The following is a 22,522-nucleotide window of genomic DNA, read 5'->3' as shown; positions in this document are numbered from 1 at the left end:
GGTTCAGTCGCCACCCCCGCCCTTGCGGGCCATCATGCCCCGGGAAGGGTTATAGCCCAGGATCGCCAGCGCCAGCAGCAGCGCCGCCACCGCCACGCTGATCGCTACCGCCTCGATGTTGAAGCGCTGGTACATGGCGAAACGGATCATCTCCACGGCGTGGGTGAAGGGGTTGAGCGCGGCGATCTGATAGACCAGGTAGCTGCCCTCGCGGATGCGCCACAGCGGGTAGAGCGCCGAGGAGAGGAAGAACATCGGGAAGATGACGAAGTTCATCACCCCGGCGAAGTTCTCCAGCTGACGAATGAACGAGGAGAGCAGCAGCCCCAGCGCTCCGACCATGCAGCCGGTCACCAGCAGTGCCGGCAGCACGTAAAGATAGCCCAACGGGGGCGCCTGGATACCGTAGGCCCAGGCGATGGCCAGGAACACGTAGACCTGCACCACCGAGACCAGGGTACTGGCCAACAGCTTGCACACCAGCAGGTACCAGCGCGGGAAGGGGCTGACGAGCAGTACCCGCATGCTGCCCATCTCACGGTCATAGACCATCGACAGCGAGCTCTGCATACCGTTGAACAGCTGGATCATGCCCACCAGACCCGGGACAATGTAGACCTCGTAAAGAATGTAGGTCTGGTAGGGCTCGGTCATGGCCACCCCCAGCGCCATGCGAAAACCAGTGGCGAAGACGAACAGCCACACCAAGGGTCGCACCAGGGCGGCAAGAAACCGGCTGCGCTGGTGAAGGAAGCGCAGCAGCTCGCGTCCCACCACGCCACGCAGGCAGTGCAGCCAGGGCATCACTCGCATGCGGCCTCCTGCGTTCCGACCAGGAGATCGAACGCCTCGCTCAGCGTGTCGACGCCGAGTCGGGCGATGAGCGTCTCGGCACGCTCGTCGGCCAGCAGTTGACCGCGGTGCAATACCAGAACCCGGTCAGCGGCGCGCACCTCGTCGATCAGGTGAGTCGCCCACAGCACCGCCACGTCCTCCTCGGCGCATAGCCGGTGGGCGTGGTCGACCAGCTCGCGGCGCGAGGCGATATCGAGCCCTACGGTGGGCTCGTCGAGCAGCAGCAGGCGCGGCGAGTGCATCAAGCCACGGGCGATTTCCACCCGCCGCCGCTGGCCACCGGAGAGGCGCCGTACCCGCGTACGTCGCTGATCGGCGAGCCCCACGCGCTCGAGCTGCACCAGGGCCCGACTCTTCGCCTCGCGCCACCCCATGCCATGCAGCGCGCCGTGATAGGCGAGGTTCTGCGCCACGCTGAGATCGAGATCCAGAGTCGGCTGCTGGAACACCACGCCGATGCGGGCATGGGCCTGCACCGCCTGACGGCGCACGTCGTAGCCGCCGATGCGTATCTCGCCTCGCCGGCGATCGTGCAGCCGGGTGACCAGCGAGAGCAGCGTGGTCTTGCCGGCACCGTTGGGGCCGAGCAGCACGGCGAACTCCCCCGCCGCCACGCTCAGCGACACGTCGTCGAGCACCGGCCGGCCCACGTAGGCAAAGCTCAGCTGGCGGATCTCCAGGGCAAGTGCCTGCCCCGCGCGGTTGGCGCTCGTCTCACTCACGGCTGGACGATCACGCCCCAGGGAAAGCGCCCCACCGGGATCGACTTGACCGCCCGCAGGCCGTCGATCTCGATCACGGTCACGTCGCCGCTGACCCCGTTGGTGGTGTAGAGCCGGCTCTCGTCGCCGTTGAGCGCCAGGTGCCAGACCCGCTGGCCGACCAGGATGTAGTCGAGCACCTCGTAGCTCTGCTGGTCGATCACCGCCACCCGGTTCGAAGGGCCCAGGGCGACGAAGCCGTAGCGCCCGTCGGAGGTCAGGGCGACGCCGACCGCCTGAACGGTCTCTCGTGGCACACCGGGTACGTCGAAGCGGATCACGTGCTCGACGTCGAAGCTTTCCACCATGTCGAGAATCGAGACTACGCCCGCAATTTCTGACGAGACCCAGGCCTTGCGGCCGTCATGGGTGAATTCGGCATGCCGTGGCCGCGCGCCCACCAGGCGATGGTGTACTGCCTCCCTGGCCTCGAGGTCGATGATGTGCGCCATGTTCGAGGTCTCGGTGGTCGAGATCAGCCAGCGCCCGTCGGGACTGATGCCGAGCCCTTCCGGCTCGACCCCCACAGGGATCTCGTCGACCAGGGTGCGTCGCTCGTAATCGATCACCGAGACGATGTTGTCGTCCTCGTTGGAGATATACACGTAGGGCCGGTTGGGGTCGACGCGAATCACCTCCGGATCGTCGCCCGCGGACTGGCTGCGCACGACCTTGAGCGTCCCCAGGTCGATAATGTCGATGGCTTCGTCGTCGCCCACCGCCACGAACAGCTCGCTGCCGTCGCTGCTGAAGGCCATCGCACGGGGGCGGCGACCGACCTCGATGGTCTCCACTGCCTCGAGGCTCGTGCCGTCGATCACCGACACGGTGTTGTCCTTCTCGTTGGAGACGAAGATTCGCTCGGCCTGGGCGGCCAGCGGCAGCGTACCCAGCACCAGCCCCAGCACGGCGCGCTTGAGGGTCGCGGTCATGTTTCTCTGGCTCAGAAACGGCATGTCGATTCCCCCTCGTCGACGCCCAGCGAGTCGAGCGGCGTGCGTGGATGCAGATAGCCCTCCTGCGGCGATACCGAAGCCACCATGCGTGGCCCGGTGACCAGGATCGGCTGGCGCAGCTGGTGATTCCAGGCGCGATAGCTGACCGGCAGGCCGAGGTAGCCGGCAAGCTCGAACTCCTCGCTCAGCATGTAGTCGAGAATCGTTTCCCGCTCGACCGAGCCGGTTCTGGCGGCCGCCTCGCCCAGCGAACGCAGCGCCAGCCAGGCGGCGAAATCCCGCGGCGTCATCCAGCGCTCGGCCAGCTCTTCGAAGCGCCGCTGCAGCTGCACCGCTCCCCAGGATTCATGCGCACGGTGCCAGGGCGTGGCGATCAGCCCCTGGGTGCCGACCACCGGGCGCGGCGCCCAGGTCTGATAGGGGAAGTATTCGCCGAAGTAGTCGGTCTCGTCGGCGATCACCAGCACGTCGTGCTCGGGAAGGTCCTGGACGAACACGGGGATCTCGCGCTGGATGGCGTGAAAGCCGCCCTCGGCGCGGCGTGCCATGGGATCGTGAGGCCACTGCTTGTCGCCCACGATGCGATGGCCGTAGCGCTCGGCCGCGGCGCGCAGGACATCGGCCAGGATGCGATCCTCCTCGGTGTTGCCGTAGACCAGCGCCCAGCGATTCCACTGCTTGAAGCCGAGGAACTGGGCCAGGGCGTCGGCCAGCATGCGCCGGCTGGGTGTGGTGTGGTACAGCTGGGAATGGCATGCCTCGCTGCGCAGGGGATCGTCCGGCGCCCGTGCGTTGAACACGATTCGTGCACCCAGGTCGGGATGCGCCATGACCTCCAGCAGCGCGTCGGCGGGCAGGTCGCTGACGATCCACTCCACGCCCTGCTCGACCAGCCCCTCCAGCGCCTCGTCAATTTCGCCCCCCTCAGCCACCGTCGCTTCGTGGAGCACGAACTCCTGGCCGAGGAATTGCGCCGAGGCGTTGTTGTCGTTGATGCCCAGGCGGGCGCCCTGCACCCCTTCGTCATCGAGTACCGGGTCGAGCACCGAGAGCGGCTCCCGGTCATCGGGTCGCTCCATGCCCAGATAACCCACGACAATGGGCTCCAGCGTCTCGGCCGGCAGCAGCGCCGACCACCCCAGGCCAAGAGCCAGCCCGCCCGTCGCCAGCCAGCGAAGGGGACCCCGTCGCGCTTTCATGCGTGCTCCTCAGGCAGCCTGTGCCACCGCTGTTGTCGTTATGGCTCTTTCACTACAGCCCGCTCACGGCATGCGCGCCATGATGACCCGTACCATACGTGCCAGCTCCTCTTCCAACAGGTAGGGCTGGTCGCACATGGCCGGCAGCGTCTGCTGGCGATGCTGGAAGGTACGCTGCTCCCAGAACAGCGCCTCGGAGAGCCGCTCGATCTCGGCCTCATCCGCCTCGTCGTCGGCGCGCCGTTCCTCCAGCTCATCGACCATGGCGGAAATCGTCTCCAGGCGTGTCAATTGGGCGCGAGAGGCTTGGCGAATTCTCTCGATGGTGCGCTTGCGTTCACGGTCGGTGAGCTCGAACAAGCCGGAAAAGAGCAGGGTCAGCCGTTGCTCGGCGTCTTCCTCGTCCACCGACTCGACGAACGCTCTCACCCACTCCAGCGCCTGCTCCTTGGGGGTCGTACGCGAGGTGGCGAAGCGCACCACCCGACCGACCTCCTCGTCCTCCCACCAGGCCTGTTCCAGCTCATCCAGCGGTGGCCCTGTCCAGATGGTGCCCCAGGCCAGCTCGGGGATCAGGCGTTGCACGCAGGGCCAGTCGGGCGGCCCCGCTGCGGCGCGCTGGGCCTCGACCTGGGCCACGCCGGCCAGCGTCAGCCCCGTCAACAATCCCAGCAAGAGCATGCGCCCAGGAAGTCGGCTCGCTCTGCTCATGAGTCGCCTCCCTCGCTCGTTCCCAGTAGTTGGCCGTGCCGGTCAAGCAGCGGCACGTCGTAATCGGCCAGGATCGCGTCGATCTCCTCCTGGCGACGGTCGATGAAGTCGTTGATCCAGTCCTTCCAGTGGGGCTCGCCGTGGCGCACTCCCATGGTGATGCGGTAATCGAGATGAGCCCCGGTGTCATCATTCACTAGCGGTACGACTTTCAGCGGGGGTTCCTGGCGTGCCGCGTAATAACCGGCCAATGGCCCCCACAGCACGGCCCCCTCCGTGTTGCCGGCGGCCACGTCCTCGATGGCGTCACGCACCGGCGCACGCACCCGGGTGTCGACCATCAGCGGATAGCCCTCTATGCGGGCCCCGCTGCGGCGCAGCGGCACAATTGGCGGGGTTTCCGCTACCACACCGATGCGCCTGCCGGAGAACGCAGGGTCGCTTAGACGGGTAGCGGCGAGATCGGAATCTGCGGGCACTACCAGCGAATAGACCGAACGATAGTAGGCGTTGGTATTCTGTACGAAATCGTAGCCTGCCACGGTACCGATCATCACGTCGCAGACACGCAGCTCCAGGGTGTTGCGTACGAAACCCATCACCTGGGGCGCCCACACGTAGGTCAGCGGTACGCCCAGGTCTTCTGCCATCAGCTCGGCGATACGGTTCTCGAAGCCTTCGCCGGCCTGGTTGCTGAAAGGGAGATTGTTGCCATCGGCGCAGACCCGCAGGGCCTCGCGCTCCTGGCGCTCGGGGAGTTCGGCAAATGCACCACAGGCGAGAACCAGGCCCAGGGCCAGAGTCACGGCTCGTACTATCTGACGACAGGCTGCTCTCATGCATCCTCCGCTGGCGGAAACGACATGGCGAACGGTGCAACGTTTACTCGGCGCTCGCTTCCTCGGCGGCCTCGTCTTTGTCCTCGTCCTGCTCGCCTTGTTCTGCGTCCGGCTCCTGCATCGACTCGATGATCTTCGGGCGACCGCGCCCCAGGCCACCTTCGCCGCGCGCACGCAGATAGCTGAATATCTTGGGTATGTTGCCCATGACGTAGGGATCGTCGGCGAAGGAAGGCATCACCTGGCCAGGCTGGATCTCGCGCCCGGAGGCGATGGTACCGGCGAAATTCTCCCAGCCACGCCGCTCCACGGCGCGGATCAGGTTGGGCGCGAAAGAGGAGCCCAGGCCATCCGGCCCATGGCAGGCCATGCAGGAGCGGGTATAGACGATGTATCCGTCATAGGTGTCGGGATCGACCTTGCCGTCTTCGACGACGAAGGCACCAATGCCCTCGCCGGTGATGCGATGCTCGTCGGCCAGACCGACCTGGACCAGCCCCAGTGGCAGCAGGGCGACGAGCGTGGAGAGCATACCGCGGCAGGAACGTGCAAGTACCGTCATGCAGGACTTCCTTCTACAACTCGGGCGCATCGTGGACGACGCCGCCGGAAAGACAAGGATGGGCGGGTATGGCATCGCCATACCCGCCCGATCATGAACCGGCTCAATCCGGCAGCGCGAACACCGTCAGCACACCGCCGAGCTTGGTGTAGTCCCCCAGGGCGGAGAAGGCACTCACCGCACCCAGCCCCTCCTCGGGATTTTCCAGGCCGGCCGCGAGGCCGATGCCGGCCCAGCCGCCGACGCCGGAGAGTACGGCCACGTACTGCTTGCCTTCGTGCATGAAGGTGTTGACGTTACCGATGATCCCGGAGGGCGTCTTGAAGCGCCACAGCTCCTCGCCGGTTTCGATATCGACCGCCTTCACGTGCCCTTCCAACGTACCGTAGAAGGCCAGGTCACCGGCCGTGGCCAGCGCCCCGCTCCACACCGCGAAGCGTTCATCGATCTCCCACACGGTTTCGCCAGCCACAGGATCCCAGGCGATGAAGCTGCCCATGCGACCCTCCATGCTGCCGTTCTGCGTCGGTGCCGGCATCATGGTCAGGGTGGCACCGACGTAGGGCTGGCCAGCCACGTATTCGGCTTCGAAGGGCTCGTAGTTCATGCAGATCCGGTTGATGCCGGCATAGATCAGCCCGGTGCGCGGCGAGTAGGCAGTCGGCTGCATGTTCTTGGCGCCCATGGCGGTGGGGCAGATGTCGGTGGTGTTGACGCCCACCCCCTGCCGGTAGGTGCTGTACTGCTCGTTGACGTTGGGCCGTCCGGTCTCCATGTCGTAGCTGTCGGCCCAGTTGGTCTCGGGGGCGAACTTTTCGGCCACCAGCAGCTCACCGGTTTCGCGATCGAGCAGGAAGCCGAAGCCGGTACGGTCGATGATCGCCAGGCCCTTGCGCTGCTCGCCCTCGTATTCGATGTCGATCAGCTGGTTCTCGTTGACCCCATCGTAGTCCCACTCGTCGAAGGGCACCTTCTGATAGACCCACTTGACCGTCCCATCGTTGGGATCGCGGGCAAATACCGTGATGGCCCACTTGTTGTCGGCGGGCTCGCCGTCCTTGGTGCGCTGCTCGGGGTTCCAGGTGCCGGGGTTGCCGGTGCCGTAGTAGACCAGGTCGAGCTCGGGGTCGTAGGTGACCCAGCCCCATGGGGCACCACCGCCACGCTCCCATTCGCCCTCGGGCCAGGTGGAGACGCCGAGATCGGACTCGCCGATCGGCTCGCCCAGCATGGTGGTGGTCTCGGGATCGATCAGCACTTCGTCGTCGGGGCCGGTGGAGTAACCTCGCCACACCTGTTCACCGGTCTCGACATCGTAAGCGGTCATATGACCACGAATGCCGTACTCGCCGCCGCTGACACCGATCAAAACCTTGTCGTGGACCACCAGCGGCGACATGGTGTTGGTCTCGCCAACGGTATGGTCGCCGTTGCTGACCTCCCACAGCAGCTCGCCCGTTTCCGAATCCAGCGCGATCAGGGTATTGTCGGCCTGGCCGAGGAACAGGCGGCCGTCGGCGTAGGCCAGCCCGCGATTGACCGTGTCACAGCACATTACCGGTATGACACGGGAGTCCTGGTCCGGCTCGTAGCTCCAGACCACGCGACCCTCGTCTTCCAGGTCGAGGGCGAAAACCTTGTTGGGGAAGGGGGTGTGAATGTACAGACGACCATCACCGACATAGAGGGGGCCGCCTTCGTGACCACGCAGTACGCCGGTGGAAAACTGCCACACAGCGCGCAGCTCATCCACATTGTCGCGATTGATCTGGTCCAGCTCGCTGAAGCGGTTACCTTGGTAGTTACCCAGCTGGGTCGCCCAGTATTCCGGATTTTGTTGAAGCTCGAGTTGATTTTGATTGGCATGAGCCGCCGTTGTGGCCATCAACCCAATGGCCATGACTGCGTAACCTGTCTCCCTAAGCATGGCGTTGTCTCCGTCTCACTGAAGGTGTGCCTGGGGAAACGGCACATCTTGTATCGTTGTGTTTCAGCTATTGACATTGAGAAGGTCTAGCACAACTTTTCCTAGCCACAGGTCGGAAGGCATGATTTAGGCATCGCTTTAAGGTCAAAAGTCTATTGCCCCTTGGCAACAATCTTTTCAAATACTTCATCGAGCCGCATCACGGCGGCGTTTCAACGCGTTACGCTCGTGCTTGCTTTTGAGGCATGCGACTTAGGTCGAAAGGCAGTCACGCCGTTCGCTGCTTTACTGGTGGAGTGCATGCAACGAAATCCACCCAATGTGGAGGGCCTCCTATGTGGACCAAGCCTGCGTATACCGACCTGCGTCTCGGCTTCGAAGTGACGCTATACATATCCAACCGCTGATCTTTTCTTGGGCAGCATTGACCGGCTGACGCTCTTCCTGGGCGTCAGCCGTTTTTATCCATGTTCGGTACGGAGCCTCGCATGCATGTACTGGTACTGGGCGCTGCAGCAGGCGGCGGCTTTCCTCAGTGGAACTGCAACTGCTCGCTGTGCCGCAGCCTACGTGAGGGCAGCATCGAGGCAACCCCTCGCACGCAGTCGTCGATCGCCATCAGCAGCGACGGCGAGCGCTGGCTGTTGTGCAATGCCTCGCCCGACATCCGCACCCAGTTGGCCGCCAACCCCGAACTTCACCCGCGACGGATCCCGCGCGACAGCGGCATCGGCGGCGTGCTACTGGTGGACGCCCAGATCGATCATGCCACCGGCCTGCTGTCGCTACGCGAGGGATGCCCCTTCGATGTCTGGTGCACGCCCAACGTGCACCAGGACCTGAGCAGCGGCTTCCCGCTGTTTACCATGCTGGAGCACTGGGGCGGCTTGCACTGGCGTCCCATCGCCATCGATGAAGCCCACCACGAAGGCGAGTTCGAGGTCCCGGCCTGCCCCGGCCTGACCTTCACTGCCGTGGCGCTGACCAGCAACGCACCGCCCTATTCGCCGCGTCGCGGCGCACCCACCCCGGGCGATAACATCGGCCTGCTGATCGAGGACCGCAAGTGCGGCACGCGGCTGTTCTATGCGCCGGGACTCGGCCGGCTCGACGAACGGGTACGTGGTTTTCTGAGCCAGGCGGACTGCGTGCTCGTCGATGGCACCCTGTGGCATGACGACGAGCTGATCCGCGCCGGTGTGGGAAAGGCAACCGGCACCGATATGGGCCACCTGGCGCTGGCGGGCAGAGGTGGGTTGCTGGAGGAGCTGGAGGCTCTGCCGCGCGCCACCCGCCGGGTGCTGATCCACATCAACAACACCAACCCGATCCTCGATGAGCGCTCGCCCGAGCGAGCCACGCTGAGTGACGCCGGCATCGAGGTCGCCTTCGACGGCATGCGCCTGGAGATCTGAACCCGACTACCGCGGTTGACGTCACAACAATAGCCATCACTACGCCATGCAAGGGAAGGAAGCGCCTCATGAGTTCCATCGCATCGCCTTTCGCTGCCTCCACGGCCGAGGCCGACGCACCGGCCCTGTCTCCGCAGGCCTTTCGCGAAGCCCTGCTGGCCAAGGGTGACTACTACCATATCCATCACCCCTATCAGGTCGACATGGCCGAGGGGCGCGCCACGCCGGAGCAGATTCGCGGCTGGGTGGCCAACCGCTTCTATTACCAGGTAATGATTCCGCAGAAGGATGCCGCGCTACTGGCCAACTGCCCCGATGCCGCCACGCGCCGCCGCTGGATCCAGCGCCTGCTCGACCACGACGGCCATGACGACGACGGGGGCGGCATCGAGGCGTGGCTGACCCTCGGCGAGGCGGTGGGGCTGACCCGCGACGAACTGTGGGCCCAGGAGCACGTGCTGCCCGGCGTGCGCTTCGCCGTGGACGCCTATGTCAACTTCGTGCGCCTGGCGAGCTGGCAGGAGGCGGCGATTTCCTCGCTGACCGAACTGTTCGCCCCCCAGGCGCACAGGAGCCGGCTCGACACCTGGCCGACCCACTATCCCTGGATCGACGAGGCCGGCTACGGCTACTTCCGCAAGCGCCTGAAGGAAGCGCGGCGCGACGTCGACCATGGCCTCGAGGTGGCATTGGCGGTATGCACCACCGCCGCCGCCCAGCAGCGCGCCCTGGAGATCCTGCAGTTCAAGCTCGACGTATTGTGGAGCATGCTCGACGCCATGACCCTGGCCTACCAGCTCGAGCGCCCGCCCTACCACAGCATCACCGACCAGCGCGTTTACCACCGGGGGCTTTGATGGCTATGATCGAGTCAACCAGCGTCTATCGCCTGCGCCCGGGCTGGCGCCTGCAGTGGGAGGAAGCCCAGGGCCGCCACGTGCTGCTCTATCCCGAGGGCATGGTGCAGCTCAACGACAGTGCCGGGGCCATCCTCGGCCAGCTCGACGGCCAGCTCGACGGCCAGCGCGACGTGGCAGACGTAGTGGCGAACCTGCAGGCCCGGTTTGCCGATGCCCCCGCCGCGGAGATCGAACGGGACGTGCACGAATTCCTGCTCGACGCCGCACGACAAGGGTGGATCCAGCATGACTGACCGTACCCACACCACTGCCGTCAACGGCGCTACCGGCGCCCCGCTGTGGCTGCTCGCCGAGCTGACCTACCGCTGCCCGCTGCAGTGCGCCTACTGCTCCAATCCGCTCGACTTCGCCGCGGTGAAGGAGGAGCTCTCCACCGAGGAGTGGATCGATGTCCTGACCCAGGCCCGCGCCATGGGCGCGGTGCAGATGGGCTTTTCCGGCGGCGAGCCGCTGGTGCGGCGCGACCTCGAGACGCTGGTGGCTGAGGCGCGCCGCCTGGGCTTCTACACCAACCTGATCACCTCCGGGCTGGGGCTCGACGAGGCGCGCATCGAGGCGCTGCACGCGGCCGGGCTCGACCATATCCAGATCAGCCTGCAGGCCTCCGATCCCGACGTCGCCGCGGCGGTGGCCGGCTCGCCCAAGGCCCACGCCAAGAAATTGGCCATGGCCCGATCGGTCAAGGCGGCCGGCTATCCCATGGTGCTCAACGTGGTGCTGCACCGCCACAACATCGACCGCCTCGACGAGATCATCGCCCTGTGCGACGAGCTGGGCGCCGACGCGGTGGAGCTGGCCAACTGCCAGATGTACGGCTGGGCCCACCTCAACCGCGAGGGCCTGCTGCCCAGCCGCGAGCAGCTCGAAACGGCCGAGGCCACCACCGCACGCTGGCGCGAGCGTCTCGCCGAACGTGGCCGCGACATGCGCCTGCTGTTCGTGGTGCCCGACTACTACGCCGAGCGGCCCAAGGCGTGCATGGGCGGCTGGGGCGCGATCTTCATGACCGTGGCGCCCGACGGTGCGGTGCTGCCCTGCCATAGCGCGCGCATGTTGCCGATGAGTTTTCCCAACGTGCGCGACCGGGGCCTACGGGAGATCTGGTACGACAGCGAGGCGTTCAATCGCTACCGCGGCGACGGCTGGATGCGCGAACCCTGCCGCAGCTGCGACGAACGCCACCAGGACGTCGGCGGCTGCCGCTGCCAGGCCTACCTGCTCACCGGCGACGCCACCGCCACCGACCCGGTCTGCTCGCTGTCGCCGGACCACCACCGGGTCGAGGCCGCCCGCCGCGAGGCCGGTGCCGCCGCCGCGCCAATGGAAGCGCTGACCCTGCGCAACGTGCATGAATCGCGGGTATTCTGCCGTACATGAACCACACATCCGCGGTTTCCGACGACGAGCTTGCCCGGCGCGCGGGGCTACCGCCGGGCAGCCGGCTGCTTGAAGCCCGCCTGGTCAACGGCCTGACCGTTTCCGCCGCCGAAGTGCCCAACGCTCGCTGGCAGCGTCTGGTCGGCGCCGCAGGCGTGGGCTACCTGGACGAAGCCGACGACTGCCGCGGGCTGGCCCATCTGCTCGAGCATGCCCTGTTCCTGGGCTCGGCGGACTTTCCCGGGGCAGGCGAGCTGGCCGGCTGGGTCGGCCAGCGGGGCGGACGCTACAACGCTCGCACCGACGAAACCACGACCGAGGTGCACCTGCAGCTGCCTCCCGCCGCTACCGACGAGGGCCTGGTCCGGCTGGTGGACATGCTGGCACGACCCCGCTTCGACCCCGGCCTCGTCGCCCGCGAGGTGGAGGTCCTCGAGGCGGAGTTCCATGCCCGGCTGGCCGACCCGGCGCTGCATCGGCTGATGGCACTCGGCCGGCTCTGCCGCGAAGGGCATCCCGCCCGGCACTGCCATGCCGGCAACCGCGCCACCCTGGGCAACGAGGGCTCCCATCTAGCCGCACGACTCGCCGACTTCCATGGCCATCACTACCGAGCCGGGCGCATGGCCCTGGTGTCGCTGGGCCCTCTGCCGCTCGAGGCACAGCTCGAGCTGCTCATGCGCCATGGCATGGCGCTGCCGACTGGCGACGTGCCGCCGCGGCGGGCCTGGCGCTGGGCTCAGCCCGGCGGCGTGGCATGGCACCCGCCCATGCCCCAAACCGGCGCCTCTTCGCTCGAACTCTTCTGGCCCCTGCCCGACGAGCAGGCCATTGCCCATGGCGACTGGCTCATGGCCGTGGCGGCCCGGCTTGCCGATGGGCGCCTCGCGGCCACCCTGCAGGCCGCCATCGAGCTCGACCGGCTCGAGGTGACTCTCGACCCCGTTGGCCTGGGAGCGGCGCTGGCTCTGAGCCTGGCGCCAGCGCCGGACGAGGAGACGGTGCAGGCAATACTGGCTACCTGCTGCTCGGCACTCGAACGGGCCAGCGTCGCAGCGCTGTCCGCCCCACCCGTACCGGTGGCGGATCTCGACGCCTGGCCCCGGCGCCACGCCAGGCAGCTGGCCGGCTCGGCGGAGCATGCACCATGCGGCGAAGCCTTGGCGGAAGCCGCCCTCTTGCCCTGGCTGGCCCCCGAGCAGTGCCGGCTGCTCTGGCATGCCCCCGCTGCCAGCGGGCTTTGGAAGACGCTGGGCGAGACCGGGACCCGCTGGCGCCCCCAGCCACTGCCGACGGAGCGGGTGCCGCTGCCCTGGCGGGCTCCCCCTGTTCTCGCCGAGCACCGGCCCCAAGCGAGCGCTGAGGACCCGACGCCACGCCTGCTGTACCGGGATGAACGCGTTACGCTCTGGCACGGTGAGCCGCTACGGCTGACCGCCCCCCCGGCGGCCAGCCTCTGCCTGGGCTGGCCCGCCCCGGCCTCAACGCAGAGTGCACGTCTTTTCCAGTGGCGGCAGAACCTGCTGCCATTGCGCCAGTCTGCCCTCGCCCAGGGGCTGCAGCTTGTCTGTGGCGGTGACGCCCGCGGCGACTGGCTGATCGCCAGCGGAGCGGCCAAGCGACTCGGCTCCCTGGCGGAGTTGGCGTTGGCATGCTGGCCACCGCTGCCCCTCCCATGCCCATCTGACCCGCCGGCGGGGCTGCTGGCCCAGCGTCTGCTGGCTCGGCTCGAAGCCTCGACGCTCGGGGTCGGGCGAGCCGGGGCTTTGCCGATGCTGGGCTGGGTAAGCAGCGATGCACTCGGCGAGGCGGCCCAGACAATGCTGGACAGCCTCGCCGAGCGCTGCTCAACCCACCAGACCAGCGAAACCTGTCACGAGGCCAACAATGACGGCAACGATACCCTCTGGTTGCCGCCCCAGGGCGACGACCACGTCGCGATGCTGGAAGTCGCCGGCCCCGATGACTCGCCGCGCAGCCGCTGGCTGCTGCGCCTGCTGGCCCAGTGCCACGACGCCGGCTTCCAGCAAGAGATGCGCCAGCGACGCGGCCTGGGCTACGTGGCGGTGGTGCGCTATCGTGAAGCGTCTGGCGTGCCCCGCCTGGGCTACGTGGTGCAATCCCCTCACACCGAGGCTGGCGAGCTGCGCCAGGCCATTGGCGACTTCCTGGCCCAGCAGGGCGAAGCGCTGACGCACCTCACCGCAGCGGAGATGGAGCGTCGCAAGCGTGGCCTGCTCGCCCATGCCGGCTCCCCCGAGACCCAGGCCGAGGCCATCGACCAGCTGTGGCAGGCGCTGCGTCGCCAGGCCTCCCTGAGTCCTCCTCCGCTGCCCTGGCCGCCGCTGCCCTGGGAGGCCGAGTCGCAGGCGCTGGCCACACTGCATGCCGACTCGCTGCTCGAGCTGGCAAAGGATCTCGCCGCGGGTCGTCTGTCACAGCGCTGGTGGCTGCACCAGCCGCGCTGAAGCCCGCCGCTTTTTCCACGCCCTCCTCTCTAGCGAATGTTGCCAATAGGCAACTCAGTTGTGTCGCTGCGTCACAATCCGTTTGCCCCACCTCACCTAGACTGATCATCAGCGTCGCCCCTTGACACGGCCTCACGCGGCCCTACGACAACAACCTGGGAGACCCGCCATGAAATCACGCGCCGCCGTCGCCATGGCTGCGGGCCAACCGCTCGAACTCACCGAGATCGACGTCGAGAATCCCAAGGCCGGGGAGGTGCTGGTGCGCATCGCCGCGACCAGCGTCTGCCACACCGACGCCTTCACGCTTTCCGGAGCCGACCCCGAGGGCCTGTTCCCCTCGGTGCTGGGCCACGAAGGGGCCGGCATCGTCGAGGCGGTGGGCGAAGGCGTCACCAGCCTCGAGCCCGGCGATCATGTCATTCCGCTCTACACCGCCGAGTGCGGCAAGTGCAAGTTCTGCCGTTCGGGCAAGACCAACCTGTGCCAGGCGGTGCGCGCCACCCAGGGCCAGGGGCTGATGCCCGACGGCACCTCGCGCTTCTCGCTCGACGGCAAGATGCTGCACCACTACATGGGCTGCTCGACCTTCAGCGAGTACACCGTGCTGCCCGAGGTGTCGCTGGCCAAGGTGTCCAAGGAGGCGCCGCTGGACAAGATCTGCCTGCTCGGCTGCGGCGTGACCACCGGTATCGGCGCGGTGCTCAACACGGCCAAGGTCGAGCCGGGCTCCACCGTGGCCGTGTTCGGCCTGGGTGCCATCGGCCTGGCGGTGATCCAGGGCGCGCAGATGGCCAAGGCCAGCCGCATCATCGCCATCGACGTCAACCCGGACAAGTTCGCGCTGGCACGCCAGTTCGGTGCCACCGACTTCGTCAATCCCAAGGAACACTCGGATCCGATCCAGCAGGTGATCGTCGACCTGACCGACGGCGGGGTCGACTACTCCTTCGAGTGCATCGGCAACGTCAACGTGATGCGCTCGGCGCTGGAGTGCTGCCACAAGGGCTGGGGCGAGTCGGTGATCATCGGCGTGGCCGGGGCCGGCGAAGAGATCTCGACGCGGCCGTTCCAGCTGGTCACGGGCCGGGTGTGGCGCGGCTCGGCATTCGGCGGGGTGAAGGGGCGCAGCGAGCTGCCCGGTTACGTGCAGCGCTACATGGACGGCGAGATCAAGATCGACGAGTTCATCACCCACGACATGCCGTTCGAACAGATCAACGAGGCGTTCGAGCTGCTGCACGCGGGCAAGAGCATTCGGACGGTGCTGCACTATTGATAGGCGCCCGGGGCCGCGCCAAGGCGCCAGAAGACAGAAGACAGAAGACAGAAGACAGAAGACAGAAGACAGAAGACAGAAGAAAAGCGATACAGGTCCGAAGCCGTGCCAACCATAACAATGCCCAAGGGCAAGGAGGCACTTATGAGCCTGATGGACATGATCCAGCGCTGGTTCGGCGGCAAACCCGCCCCACCGAAGGCCGCATCCAGCAGCAGGGCGAGCACCGCCTCGGCAACGAGCGCACCCCGTACGCCGCCGCCAGCGGCGAACCCCTCGACAACGACGACACAGGGGAGTCGATCCACCATGAGCCACCACAGCGTTCACATCCATCCCGCCGTCGATGACGGCGTCAAGCGCGGCAGCGACAGTTTCACCGGCGGCAAGCTCCACTGTCACTGCGCCAGCGATCAGGTCGAGGTGACGATCGACGCGCAGTGCGCCCATAACCATGTCTGCGGCTGCACCAAGTGCTGGAAGCCCGAAGGGGCGCTGTTCTCGATGGTGGCCGTGGTGCCCCGCGACAAGCTCAAGGTCACTGCCCATGAGGAGAAGCTCGAGGTGGTCGACCCCGCCGCCGCCATCCAGCGCCATGCCTGCAAGGGATGCGGCGTGCACATGTACGGCCGTATCGAGAACACCGGGCATCCCTTCCACGGGCTCGACTTCATCCACACCGAGCTGTCCTACGACGAGGGCTGGGCCGGCCCCGAGTTCGCCGCCTTCGTCTCGTCGATCATCGAGTCCGGCGCCGACCCGGAGAACATGGGCAACGTGCGCTCACGGCTGCAGGAGCTCGGCCTGCCGCCCTACGATTGCCTGTCGCCGCCGCTGATGGATGCCATCGCCACGCATACCGCCAAGGCCAAGGGGGTGCTATGACAACGCATTAAGAGAGCGTATAGCTCACCAACCCACCGAGCCTGACAGGATACGGGCTCGGTGCTTGTGGCGTCCGGCCCACCCAGGCCGAGAGATATTCGATTGCGGTCAGCCAATGTCATGCATCCGGCACCCCCAACGCGGCCAACAGCGCCGCGTGCTCCGCGTCCTGCCGCTTGGCATGCAGTAGCGCGGCATCCTCCACCGCGAAGCGCCCCGAGCTGGCGCGCAGGTAGGTCTCGCCGCTGGCGGCGTCGACGAAGCGGACCTCCGGCACTTTGGCGAGGCACTGCCTGAGGAAGGTGCAGTTGTTGGCCACCGCGAGCACGTCGCCGCCGGGATAGACCTCCTCCGGGCACGTCGCCGCCGTGTTGATCTTCTTGTAGCGCTCGATGTCGACCAGACCCAGCGGCTCCAGGATGTGGAGCACCTCACGGGTGCCGTGGGCGACGACCTCGGGCGGGGTATGCCTGGGCACGCTGTTGTCGAGGAAAACGTACTTGAAGCGCGGTTGCGGACTGGCCAGCCACTTGAAAAACACCCTGGGCATGCCGTCGTAGGCCTCCACGCAGTGGCCCAGGAAGTCCGACACCGCCTTGTAGCGCCCGCGCTCCAGCCCGCGCTGCCAACCCCGCTCCACGGTGGCCTCCGGCGGGGTGATGACGAAGTACATGTGCATGGTGGATACGTACTTGGCGTAGGTACCATCCAGCAGGCGTGGGACCGTGTCGGAAGAGAAGCTGTCGAAGCGAAAGCGGTCGATCAGCAGATGGGGAATGGTGCCGTCCCGCTGCGCCTTGTCGCGGATGTAGCGGTCCAGCTTGGCGTCGATCAGCTTGACCTCCTTGCCCGCCAGGCGACCGGCATACTTGTAGGCTTCCCCCAACGCCTCGTAGTCGAGCAGCAGACGGCGCCAAATATCGGGGGTGATGGTGCCGTACTGATCCGGTGGCATGCCCAGATCCTGCAGCGTATGTCTCAGCAGATGTCGCAAGGAACTCTTGCCTGCCGCCGAGGCACCCTTGAAGCTGATCAGGATCGGCTCGTCGGCAAGAGGAACCCTATCGTAGCCTTCCTGCTCGATGGCCCGCTCGACGTACGGCGCCAGCAGGTTGCCGATCAGGCGGCTGCCGTAGTCGTTGCAGGCGTGGCGGGCGATCAGCATCGTCAGCACCTCGCGATCCACCCCGATATGCCCCTGGACCGCAGCAATCGAGCTCAGCACCCGGTAGGCGCTCTTGTAGACGGCCTGCTCCAGTTCATCCCGGGCAGCCAGCCCGCGCTGCTTGATGTCCTGGATGGCATCGTGGTGGCGCTCCTCCAATGAGCGGCGGTCCTGAGGACGCGGAGCGGAACGCTTGCCCAGCCAGCGCGCCAGCAAGGAGACTGGCTCAGGGTCGTCCGCCTCCGGTTCGACCGCGAAGGCCGCTTCCAGGATCTCCCCCGCCCTGCCCCGTATCGACTCGCGAAGCCGGTCGAATGCCTGCTGGAATGCCGGCAGATGGGGAGCGAGGTAGTCATACAGGATCTTGAGCACGATGCGGCGGAAATTGTGACCCAGCACCTCTTCCTGTTCGCCCTCGTGTACCAGGATGTCGGCGGTGACCCGCACGATCAGCTCATGCAGCACCAGGCGCTCGGCGCGAAACGCCACCAGCTCCTCCTCTTCGAGCCCGGTGAGCGCTCTCAGTTCGGGGATCTCGGCCAGGTCGGAAGAGACGTTGGCCGTGCGATGTATGGTCTCCAGGGGCCGGTAGCGCCTGGGCAAGTCGGCCTCGAGACCGGGGTTCCAGGCCGAATACTCGGGAGCAGCTTGGTCAAGCATAGGCGCCACGCACATGCTGAGGTGTCAGGCCGATAGCCGGCGGTCATGCCTCGACATTGGCCGAATTTTCCAAGTGGGGCAATCACTGCTTGTCGACGGCCGCGGAGGCGCCGCGCAACAGCACGAAGGGCCGGTGCAGGATCAGGTAGGCCGCGCAGCCGATCACCACGCCCCAGAAGGCCGAACCCAGCCCCAGCAGGCTCATGCCCGAGGCGGTGACCAGAAAGGTAATGATCGAGGCCTCGAGATGCTGCTTTTCGGCGGCCGCCGCGCTGAGGTTGCTGGTAATGGCGCCAATCAGCGCCAGCCCCGCCAGCAGGGCGACGAAGGTCACCGGCAGCGAGGTGAACAGCAGTACGATGCTGCCCGAGAAAAGCGCCCCGAGCAGGTAGAAGATGCCATTGGCCACGCCGGCCGTGTAGCGCTTGCCGGGGTCGGGATGCGCCGCCTTGCCGGTGCACAGTGCCGCGGTAATGGCCGCCACCACCGTGGTGATGCCGCCGAACAGCGCCATCGGCAGCGATACCAGCCCGGTAACGGTGAGTATCGGACGGGCCTGGGTGTGGTAGCCGGCGCCACGCAGGATCGCCATGCCCGGCAGGAACTGGCCGGTGAGGCTGACCAGCGCCAGCGGCAATGCCAGGCTCAGCGTTGCATGCAGGGTCCACTCGGGACGGATCACCTGGGGCGTGGCCAGCTGCCACGAGACCCCAGCCAGGCTGGCCCCTTCGAGCCCCACCGCCAGTACGATCCCCACCATCAGCAGCAGCACCAGGAAATAACGCGGGAAGAGCCGCTTGAACACCAGGTAGGCAGTGAGCATGCCCAGCGCCAGGGCCGGCGCGCCCTCCATGGCAGTGAACACGCCGACGCCGAACTGGAACAGGATGCCGGCCATCATAGCCGCGGCGATACCGGGCGGGATCAGCGCGACGATACGGTCGAAGGAGCCGCTCACGCCGACCGCGAAGACGATCAGCGCCGCGGTGAGGTAGGCGCCCACGGCCTCGTTCAGCGACAGCTCGGGAAACAGCGTGACCAGCAGCGCCGTGCCTGGTGCCGACCAGGCGGTGACCACCGGCACCCTGAGCCACAGGCTCAGGCCGATACCCGAGACCGCGGCACCGATGGAGATTGCCCACACCCAGGAACTCATCATCTGGGGGGAGATCTCCGCGCTCTGGGCGGCCTGGAAGAAGATCGCCAGCGGGCCGGCGTAGGAGATCAGCACCGCGACGAAACCGGCGGTGACGGCGGGGAGGGAAGCGTCCTTGAGTAGCGACATGGTCAATGGCCTTGGCGATTGTCAGTCAGCAGCAAAAAAGGCCTGAGCCAGCGCGCGGTCTCAGGCCAAGGAGGATCGTGCGTAGCGGGTCAGCGAGCTGCGGCGGCCTCCCCGCGCGAGCTGCGAGACTCGCGGGAGAAGTCGAAGTCGCGGAACTCCACCAGCATGGAGAGGCCCGCCCCCAGCACCAGTGCCCAGAAGGAGGAGCCGATGCCGAAGATCTGGATCCCCGAGACGGCGATCAGGAAGGAGAACATCGCGCCCACTTCATGCTTGCCGGAGAAGGTCATGTGCATGGCCGAGCTGATCACCCGCAGCAGCGCCAGACCGGCGATGATGGCAATGAAGTAGCTCGGCATCGCCTCGATCAGGCTGAACACGAAGCCGTAGAAGGGCGCCGCCGTGACGAAGATGATGCCGACGATCACCGCCGCCACCCAGCGCTTGTCGTGGCTGCCGGCTTCCGGCCCCGAGCAGATCCCGGTCATCGGCGCGGCGATGCAGGTGCTGTGCAGATTGAAGAAGGCCGAGACCATGGTGCCGAAGCCGCCCAGCGCAGTGATGGCATTGGCCGGCGCGCTCTTGTAGCCCATGCCCTTGACCAGCCCCACCCCGGCGGGAGTCTCCATGCCGACGAGAATCAGCGCCAGCGGCAAGCCGTAGGCCAGGAAGGCCTCCAGGGTAAAGGCCGGCATGATGAACTCGGGCAGCTTGAAGGTGAACGTGACGCTCGAGAAGTCGGCACCGGAAAGCGCCATGTAGCCGACGCCTACCAGCAGCGTGACCACCAGCGGCGGCACCCGGCGCAGGTAGCGTGCGGCGAAGAAGAAGGAGAGGATCATGATCGTCGCCGGCACCAAGGCATTCTGCAACGGCATTACCATGTTGGTGCCGAACTTGAGCAGTATGCCCGCCACCATGCCCATCACGATGGGCATCGGAATCAAGCGCATGACCAGGCTCATCCACCCTGCCAGGCCCACCACCAGCGCAATGGCCCCCGCGATCAGCGTGGCGCCCAGCGCCTCGTTGAGACCGACGATAGGAATGATGGCAGCGAACAGCAACGCCCCGGGGATCGAGTTGGCCATCGGCAGCGGCAACCGGTAGTAGGCCGGCAGGAACAGTCCGAACAAACCGTTGATCATCAGGTAGCTGATCACCCACAGCAGGGTGAACTCCTGGGGGAGCCCCGCCGCGGTACCGGCGCTGATATGGATGACGCCGGCGCTGAGGCCGAAGATACCGGCCACCACACCGGCACTCAGGTTGTCGGCGTTGAGGTCACGGATGAAGTCGCGTGGCGCCGTGGCAAGGCCGGCGCCCTTCTCGATATGTTTCACGTTGTGCTCCAGGGGATTTTTGTGTTTGAAGTGTTGGTGCGAGTAGTGAACGTGTTGCGTGGGGCCGCTCAGCCGCTATCGCCTCCTGCCACCGGAACCACCGTCCCGGTGATATAGCTGGCCTCACGCGAAGCCAGGAACAGGACCGGTGCCGCCATCTCATCCAAGGTGCCGTAGCGCCCCATCAGACAGCTGTTCTTGGTCTGGTCGATGTGGGCCTGGAACCAGGCCTGCTCCTGCTCGTTGCGCGGCTCGGGAGTACCGCGCGAGATCCGCCGCGGCGGCGCCTCGGTGCCGCCGGGGGCGGTGGCCACCACGCGTATGCCGTGCTCGGCATATTCGAAGGCCAGGGAGGCGGTCAGGGCGTTGACGCCACCCTTGGCCGCCGAGTAGGGAATTCGATGGATGCCGCGCGTCGCCGCCGACGACACGTTGACGATGACACCGCCGCCCTGCTCCACCAGGGTGGGCAAGGCCGCACGGCAGCACCACAGCGTCGGCATCAGCGAACGGGTAATCTCGGCCGAGATCTGGGACTCGGTGAACTCGGTGAAGGGTTTGAAATTGATCGCGCCCCCCACGTTGTTGATCAGGATATCGAGGCGATCGTAGTGCTCGACGGTCCTGCGCATCGCCTCCTCGGCCCCCTGCCATGTCTCCAGGTCGGCCTGCAGGGCGATGGCCTCGACGCCCTGATCGCACAGCCCGGCCACCACCTCGTGGATGAGCTCGGCGCGATCCACCAGCGCCAGCCGGGCGCCCTCGGCGCCGGCGCGCTCGGCGACGCGCCGGCCGATGCCCTGGGCGGCGCCGGTGATCACCATGACCTGCTCGGCAAAGCGCATGCTCATGCCACCGCCTCCTTCTTCGCCTCTTCCGGCGCCAGGCTCGGGGTGAACTTCTCGTAGTGGAAGCTGGCCGGCGAGATGCCCTGCTCGCGGAAGTGAGCGAGCACCGCATCCACCATCGGCGGCGGCCCGCACAGGTAGACGTCGACCTCGCCGTCGTGCAGCAGCTCGGGGGCCATGTGGTGGGTCACGTAGCCCTTACGCGGGTGCTCGCTGGCCGCATCGGCCACCACCGTGGTGTAGGCGAAGTCGGGCAGCGCCTCGACGAAGGCGTCGAGCTCGTCGAGCTTGACCAGGTGGTCGTCGACGTTCACGCCGTAGAGCAGTCGCACCGGCTGGTCGCAGCCGCGCGCCTGCAGCTGGCGCAGCATGGAGAGGAACGGTGCCAGCCCGGTGCCGCCGGCCAGCATCAGCACGGGGCGCTCGACCTCGCGCAGATAGAAGCTGCCCATCGGCCCGGTCAGGGCCAGGTCATCCTCGGGTTTGGCCGCCCCGGTCAGGTAGCCGCTCATCAGGCCATTCGGCACGTTGCGGATGAGGAAGGTCGCGCGCCGCTCGCCGGGCAGCGAGCTGAACGAGTAGGAGCGGGTCTCGTCGCTGCCCGGCACCTGGATGTTGACGTACTGCCCCGGCAGGAAGGTCAGCCCCTCGCCTTCGCCAAGGTCGACGACCAGCTCGAAGCTGTCCTCGGAGAGGCGCGAAACCTCGGCGACCCGGCCGGGGAATTCGGCGACCCCGGTCTTGCACAGGGTCGAGGCCACCGGCACCTGCACCACGCAGTCCGACGACGGCACCATCTGACAAGTGAGTACCTTGCCTTCGGCGGCCTCCTCGTCGGACAGCGCCTCGTCGATGTACTCGTCGCCCAGGTCGAAGGCGCCCTGCTCGCAGGTGCCCTTGCAGGTACCGCAGACGCCATCGGAGCAATCCATCGGCAGGTTGACCTTGTGACGATAGGCGGCGTCGAGCACCGTTTCACCGTCCTTGCAGCTGATGAAGCGGGTCACGCCGTCTTCGAAGTTGAGGGCTATGGTGTAGCTCATGCTCGTCTCCTCCCACCGCGGTCG

The 22,522-nt window shown here is 66.6% G+C and carries 22 protein-coding genes; 8 read left to right on the top strand and 14 right to left on the bottom strand.

What is annotated here, in order from left to right; genetic code table 11:
* Positions 1-3: 3 nt before the first annotated feature.
* The 8 genes from KPL81_RS19415 to KPL81_RS19380 form a co-directional block, all read right to left on the bottom strand.
* The gene (locus KPL81_RS19415; RefSeq protein ID WP_338035642.1) at positions 4-813 is read right to left on the bottom strand and encodes an ABC transporter permease; all 810 of its coding nucleotides are present in this window, start codon (positions 811-813) and stop codon (positions 4-6) included.
* Entirely contained in the window at positions 804-1,577 is a 774-nt protein-coding gene (locus tag KPL81_RS19410) for an ABC transporter ATP-binding protein (RefSeq protein ID WP_338035641.1), read from the bottom strand. The genes KPL81_RS19415 and KPL81_RS19410 overlap by 10 nt, the downstream gene beginning before the upstream one ends.
* Complete coding sequence (locus tag KPL81_RS19405) at positions 1,574-2,548, bottom strand: PQQ-dependent catabolism-associated beta-propeller protein (protein WP_240549396.1); 975 nt, start codon at positions 2,546-2,548, stop codon at positions 1,574-1,576. Before KPL81_RS19405 ends, KPL81_RS19410 begins: the two co-directional genes overlap by 4 nt.
* Before the next feature lie 11 nt (positions 2,549-2,559).
* Complete coding sequence (locus tag KPL81_RS19400) at positions 2,560-3,771, bottom strand: ABC transporter substrate-binding protein (RefSeq protein ID WP_219793536.1); 1,212 nt, start codon at positions 3,769-3,771, stop codon at positions 2,560-2,562.
* 63 nt (positions 3,772-3,834) lie between these two features.
* Positions 3,835-4,482, bottom strand: a complete 648-nt coding sequence (locus KPL81_RS19395) for a hypothetical protein (RefSeq protein ID WP_219793535.1) — start codon at positions 4,480-4,482, stop codon at positions 3,835-3,837.
* Entirely contained in the window at positions 4,479-5,321 is an 843-nt protein-coding gene (locus KPL81_RS19390) for a substrate-binding domain-containing protein (RefSeq protein WP_219793534.1), read from the bottom strand. Before KPL81_RS19390 ends, KPL81_RS19395 begins: the two co-directional genes overlap by 4 nt.
* A 43-nt stretch (positions 5,322-5,364) precedes the next feature.
* Positions 5,365-5,883, bottom strand: coding sequence for a c-type cytochrome (locus KPL81_RS19385; protein ID WP_219793533.1), 519 nt, complete (start codon positions 5,881-5,883; stop codon positions 5,365-5,367).
* Positions 5,884-5,986: 103 nt separating this feature from the next.
* Positions 5,987-7,810, bottom strand: a complete 1,824-nt coding sequence (locus tag KPL81_RS19380) for a methanol/ethanol family PQQ-dependent dehydrogenase (protein WP_219793532.1) — start codon at positions 7,808-7,810, stop codon at positions 5,987-5,989.
* A 335-nt stretch (positions 7,811-8,145) separates the two neighbouring features.
* Between KPL81_RS19380 and pqqA the strand changes: the two genes are divergently transcribed.
* From pqqA to KPL81_RS19345, 7 genes are all read left to right on the top strand, one after another.
* A complete protein-coding gene (gene pqqA / locus KPL81_RS19375; RefSeq protein WP_081786101.1) occupies positions 8,146-8,217 on the top strand; it encodes a pyrroloquinoline quinone precursor peptide PqqA in 72 nt (23 codons plus the stop codon).
* Between the two features lie 81 nt (positions 8,218-8,298).
* Positions 8,299-9,225 carry a pyrroloquinoline quinone biosynthesis protein PqqB gene (gene pqqB, locus KPL81_RS19370; protein ID WP_219793531.1) on the top strand — a complete coding sequence of 309 codons (927 nt, stop codon included), beginning with the start codon at positions 8,299-8,301 and terminating at the stop codon, positions 9,223-9,225.
* A gap of 68 nt (positions 9,226-9,293) precedes the next feature.
* Positions 9,294-10,082 carry a pyrroloquinoline-quinone synthase PqqC gene (gene pqqC, locus KPL81_RS19365; RefSeq protein WP_219793530.1) on the top strand — a complete coding sequence of 263 codons (789 nt, stop codon included), beginning with the start codon at positions 9,294-9,296 and terminating at the stop codon, positions 10,080-10,082.
* 5 nt (positions 10,083-10,087) lie between these two features.
* Positions 10,088-10,378, top strand: a complete 291-nt coding sequence (gene pqqD / locus KPL81_RS19360; RefSeq protein WP_422674150.1) for a pyrroloquinoline quinone biosynthesis peptide chaperone PqqD — start codon at positions 10,088-10,090, stop codon at positions 10,376-10,378.
* A complete protein-coding gene (gene pqqE / locus KPL81_RS19355; protein ID WP_219793528.1) occupies positions 10,371-11,522 on the top strand; it encodes a pyrroloquinoline quinone biosynthesis protein PqqE in 1,152 nt (383 codons plus the stop codon). Before pqqD ends, pqqE begins: the two co-directional genes overlap by 8 nt.
* Positions 11,519-13,990 carry an insulinase family protein gene (locus KPL81_RS19350; protein ID WP_219793527.1) on the top strand — a complete coding sequence of 824 codons (2,472 nt, stop codon included), beginning with the start codon at positions 11,519-11,521 and terminating at the stop codon, positions 13,988-13,990. The genes pqqE and KPL81_RS19350 overlap by 4 nt, the downstream gene beginning before the upstream one ends.
* 169 nt (positions 13,991-14,159) lie before the next feature.
* Complete coding sequence (locus KPL81_RS19345) at positions 14,160-15,269, top strand: S-(hydroxymethyl)glutathione dehydrogenase/class III alcohol dehydrogenase (RefSeq protein ID WP_219793526.1); 1,110 nt, start codon at positions 14,160-14,162, stop codon at positions 15,267-15,269.
* Here the strand turns inward: KPL81_RS19345 and KPL81_RS19340 are convergent.
* Positions 15,263-15,580: a hypothetical protein gene (locus KPL81_RS19340; protein ID WP_219793525.1), complete on the bottom strand. Its 318-nt coding sequence runs from the start codon at positions 15,578-15,580 to the stop codon at positions 15,263-15,265. The genes KPL81_RS19345 and KPL81_RS19340 overlap by 7 nt on opposite strands.
* Between KPL81_RS19340 and gfa the strand changes: the two genes are divergently transcribed.
* Complete coding sequence (gene gfa / locus KPL81_RS19335; RefSeq protein WP_209474306.1) at positions 15,579-16,154, top strand: S-(hydroxymethyl)glutathione synthase; 576 nt, start codon at positions 15,579-15,581, stop codon at positions 16,152-16,154. The two genes, KPL81_RS19340 and gfa, sit on opposite strands and share 2 nt — an antisense overlap.
* 118 nt (positions 16,155-16,272) lie before the next feature.
* Here gfa and KPL81_RS19330 read toward each other — a convergent pair whose 3' ends face one another.
* The 5 genes from KPL81_RS19330 to benC form a co-directional block, all read right to left on the bottom strand.
* Positions 16,273-17,979 (bottom strand): DEAD/DEAH box helicase family protein, encoded by a 1,707-nt coding sequence (locus KPL81_RS19330; RefSeq protein WP_219793524.1) that lies wholly within the window; start codon positions 17,977-17,979, stop codon positions 16,273-16,275.
* Positions 17,980-18,061: 82 nt separating this feature from the next.
* Complete coding sequence (locus tag KPL81_RS19325; RefSeq protein WP_219793523.1) at positions 18,062-19,264, bottom strand: benzoate/H(+) symporter BenE family transporter; 1,203 nt, start codon at positions 19,262-19,264, stop codon at positions 18,062-18,064.
* Between the two features lie 89 nt (positions 19,265-19,353).
* Positions 19,354-20,607 carry a benzoate/H(+) symporter BenE family transporter gene (locus KPL81_RS19320; RefSeq protein ID WP_219793522.1) on the bottom strand — a complete coding sequence of 418 codons (1,254 nt, stop codon included), beginning with the start codon at positions 20,605-20,607 and terminating at the stop codon, positions 19,354-19,356.
* 68 nt (positions 20,608-20,675) lie between these two features.
* Complete coding sequence (benD, locus tag KPL81_RS19315) at positions 20,676-21,458, bottom strand: benzoate diol dehydrogenase BenD (RefSeq protein WP_219793521.1); 783 nt, start codon at positions 21,456-21,458, stop codon at positions 20,676-20,678.
* Positions 21,455-22,498, bottom strand: a complete 1,044-nt coding sequence (gene benC / locus KPL81_RS19310; RefSeq protein ID WP_219793520.1) for a benzoate 1,2-dioxygenase electron transfer component BenC — start codon at positions 22,496-22,498, stop codon at positions 21,455-21,457. The genes benD and benC overlap by 4 nt, the downstream gene beginning before the upstream one ends.
* Between the last annotated feature and the right edge of the window lie 24 nt (positions 22,499-22,522).

Origin of the sequence: Billgrantia antri, assembly GCF_019430905.1 — a bacterium.
In the GTDB taxonomy this organism is placed as follows: Bacteria; Pseudomonadota; Gammaproteobacteria; order Pseudomonadales; family Halomonadaceae; genus Halomonas; species Halomonas antri.
The sequence above is the reverse complement of the archived record's forward strand: the minus strand, read 5'-3'. Positions and strand labels throughout refer to the sequence as shown.

Coding starts and splice junctions, on each gene's coding strand:
- KPL81_RS19415 (WP_338035642.1), bottom strand. CDS start 813: ATGCGAGTGATGCCCTGGCTGCACTGCCTGCGTGGCGTGGTGGGACGC.
- KPL81_RS19405 (WP_240549396.1), bottom strand. CDS start 2,548: ATGACCGCGACCCTCAAGCGCGCCGTGCTGGGGCTGGTGCTGGGTACG.
- KPL81_RS19400 (WP_219793536.1), bottom strand. CDS start 3,771: ATGAAAGCGCGACGGGGTCCCCTTCGCTGGCTGGCGACGGGCGGGCTG.
- KPL81_RS19395 (WP_219793535.1), bottom strand. CDS start 4,482: ATGAGCAGAGCGAGCCGACTTCCTGGGCGCATGCTCTTGCTGGGATTG.
- KPL81_RS19390 (WP_219793534.1), bottom strand. CDS start 5,321: ATGAGAGCAGCCTGTCGTCAGATAGTACGAGCCGTGACTCTGGCCCTG.
- KPL81_RS19385 (WP_219793533.1), bottom strand. CDS start 5,883: ATGACGGTACTTGCACGTTCCTGCCGCGGTATGCTCTCCACGCTCGTC.
- KPL81_RS19380 (WP_219793532.1), bottom strand. CDS start 7,810: ATGCTTAGGGAGACAGGTTACGCAGTCATGGCCATTGGGTTGATGGCC.
- pqqB (WP_219793531.1), top strand. CDS start 8,299: ATGCATGTACTGGTACTGGGCGCTGCAGCAGGCGGCGGCTTTCCTCAG.
- pqqC (WP_219793530.1), top strand. CDS start 9,294: ATGAGTTCCATCGCATCGCCTTTCGCTGCCTCCACGGCCGAGGCCGAC.
- pqqD (WP_422674150.1), top strand. CDS start 10,088: ATGATCGAGTCAACCAGCGTCTATCGCCTGCGCCCGGGCTGGCGCCTG.
- pqqE (WP_219793528.1), top strand. CDS start 10,371: ATGACTGACCGTACCCACACCACTGCCGTCAACGGCGCTACCGGCGCC.
- KPL81_RS19350 (WP_219793527.1), top strand. CDS start 11,519: ATGAACCACACATCCGCGGTTTCCGACGACGAGCTTGCCCGGCGCGCG.
- KPL81_RS19345 (WP_219793526.1), top strand. CDS start 14,160: ATGAAATCACGCGCCGCCGTCGCCATGGCTGCGGGCCAACCGCTCGAA.
- gfa (WP_209474306.1), top strand. CDS start 15,579: ATGAGCCACCACAGCGTTCACATCCATCCCGCCGTCGATGACGGCGTC.
- KPL81_RS19340 (WP_219793525.1), bottom strand. CDS start 15,580: ATGGTGGATCGACTCCCCTGTGTCGTCGTTGTCGAGGGGTTCGCCGCT.
- KPL81_RS19330 (WP_219793524.1), bottom strand. CDS start 17,979: ATGCTTGACCAAGCTGCTCCCGAGTATTCGGCCTGGAACCCCGGTCTC.
- KPL81_RS19325 (WP_219793523.1), bottom strand. CDS start 19,264: ATGTCGCTACTCAAGGACGCTTCCCTCCCCGCCGTCACCGCCGGTTTC.
- benD (WP_219793521.1), bottom strand. CDS start 21,458: ATGAGCATGCGCTTTGCCGAGCAGGTCATGGTGATCACCGGCGCCGCC.
- benC (WP_219793520.1), bottom strand. CDS start 22,498: ATGAGCTACACCATAGCCCTCAACTTCGAAGACGGCGTGACCCGCTTC.